This window comes from Streptomyces muensis (genome assembly GCF_021474425.1).
Classification (GTDB): Bacteria; Actinomycetota; Actinomycetes; order Streptomycetales; family Streptomycetaceae; genus Streptomyces; species Streptomyces muensis.
The window spans coordinates 1-367 of the sequence record NZ_JAKEIP010000660.1 but is presented as its reverse complement, the minus strand read 5'-3'; the positions used below and the strand labels follow the sequence as shown (position 1 = coordinate 367).

The following is a 367-nucleotide window of genomic DNA, read 5'->3' as shown; positions in this document are numbered from 1 at the left end:
GTCGGGGCGAGGGCGGGGGTGTGCCTTCGGGCGACGGTGGCCGGGCGGCGGGCTGTGCTGCCCACCGTAGATCGAAGTCCTGGAGGGGATGGGACGGTCGTATTTCGAGGATGTGACGATGCCTGGAAAGTCCGCGTTCTTTATGAACGCAACCGCGCGGGGCTGTCCTACAGGCCGAGGGCCATGGCGAGTCGGGTGAGTTCGGCGGTGGTGTTGACGTCGAACTTGGCCCGGATGCGGCGCAGGTAGGTGTCGACGGTGTGCTGGGAGAGACCCATGTGGCGAGCTGTCTGGCAGTAGGTGCGGCCCGCGGCGATGTGGCGCAGCGTCTCCAGCTCGCGCGGGGTGAGCGACGGGGTGGTGGGGG

1 protein-coding gene is annotated in these 367 nt (G+C 68.7%); it reads right to left on the bottom strand.

Going from position 1 to position 367, the window contains the following annotated elements; genetic code table 11:
- Window positions 1-167: 167 nt before the first annotated feature.
- A partial coding sequence (locus tag L0P92_RS44925; protein WP_234768871.1) for a response regulator transcription factor occupies window positions 168-367 on the bottom strand: 200 nt, incomplete at its 5' end.